This is a genomic window from Bacillus sp. P4_D3 (genome assembly GCF_056401855.1).
The window spans coordinates 1-1,824 of sequence record NZ_JBFUIN010000626.1 but is presented as its reverse complement, the minus strand read 5'-3'; the positions used below and the strand labels follow the sequence as shown (position 1 = coordinate 1,824).

Sequence of the window (1,824 nt, the reverse complement as noted above, 5' to 3'; positions counted from 1 at the left end):
GCATCACTTTTTGGAATAGGTTCCATTTTGCATCCCACTCTTGCTTATAATGATGAACGAATAAATCTTCTTCATCAGCTACATAGTTTGATACGAAAGGTTCTAACACTCCTTTAGCGTCTTCTTGCATAAAAGCTTTATCATTTTTTTCAAAAAAGCTTTTCTCATTTTTAAAATGTCCCAGTGCCTTTTTAAAATCTTTTATTTCTATTGAAGGAAACGGCTCTTTATGTGTAATAACTTTATATTCATAATCCACTGTTCCACCCATAGAAATCGATTCATTTTCCACTTTGCAATTCACAACAATTTCATCCTTTGCACGCTTCATCGCTTCATCTATCCATTTTTCAAGACGTAATGATGTCGCACGCATTTCTTGTAATAAATCATGTTGAATAAATGAAACTAATTCCATTACACATTGTTGCAACTGCATTTTCACATTCCCGTCTGTTCGTAACGACGCCGGATTAATAAATTCAGTAAACACATCGTTATAGCGTAAAAATAGACGTTGGTGTACATAATAAAGCAATTCTTTCACTTCATTTTGCATTGCTTGCTCTTCAGCAAGTACACTATATGATGAAATAATATGAAGTAGCTGATCACGCTCTGCTTCATATTTTTTTGTTTGCTTCTCTTTCTCATCATTTCCCTGCTTCGCGCCATTTATCATATTTACAAGAAGCTGATTCGCTCCTTGCAATGCACTATATAAAGCGTGCACAGATACAAGCATTAAATCCCTCATCATAAAGGACGTAAATGATTCTTCAAACTTAGCAATCCCAGAGTTTTGTAAAATACCATACTTTTCTTTATCAATACGTTTCCCTTGCTTTTCTTCAAGTGCACATAAACTTGAAATTGCAAATAAACGTGGATCTCTAATACCGTATTGTAAGAGCTGATCCGCAATATAACCTTTTACCATTTCAAGTTCTTCTTCGGATTGTGCTAAATCGGCAGCATTTATTAAGAAGAACATTTTATCAAGTGCAAATGTATCCTTTACACGACCGAGCTGAATTAAAAACTCACGATCTGCGCGAGAGAAAACATGATTATAGTATGTTACGAATAAAATAGCGTCTGCGTTTTTAATATACTGAAATGCAACATCCGTATGGCGAGCGTTAATAGAATCCGCCCCTGGTGTATCTACAAGCGCTACTCCTTGCCTTGTTAAAGCACAATCATAATAAAGCTCCATATGCTCAACAAAGCATGATTTTTCTTCATTAGCTACATAATCAGAGAACTCCTCTAACGTAACTTGTACTTGTTCCCCTAAATGATTAGCAACTGCCTCATATCCTTTTTGTACCGCTCGTAAAAAGCTAAATGTTGTTTTTTGCTTCCCGCTTGGTGAAGGATATTTCATAATTTTATCAATTTGCGTTAACGCTTCTTCCAATGTAGCAATTTCATAGTGAAACATTTTATAAACAGCTTTCATATCTTCTAACAGCGCTTGCTCTGATTTAAACTGGACAATTACCGTTCCATGTTGTTTATCTTCTGTAACTGGCAAAATTTGATTTATTGTTGCTGTCGTTGGGTTTGGCGATACAGGAAGTACCTTTTCACCAAGCAATGCGTTAGCAAATGATGATTTCCCAGCACTAAAAGCTCCAAATAACGCTACTGTAAATTGCTTCGTTTCTACACGCTGTCTTTTTCCAACTACTTCTTGCTGTAAATGTTTCATTGTAGGCAATGGATCTAATATCGTTTCAGCTTTCTTCACTTTTTCTAATATACGCTGAATATTTAAAGCTTTCGTTCCTTTAATCTCTTCTTCACTAGCCGCTACGT

1 protein-coding gene is annotated in these 1,824 nt (G+C 35.5%); it reads right to left on the bottom strand.

The annotated features are described in order from the left end of the window. A partial coding sequence (locus AC1DTM_RS24905) for a dynamin family protein (RefSeq protein WP_477001138.1) occupies positions 1–1,824 on the bottom strand: 1,824 nt, incomplete at both ends.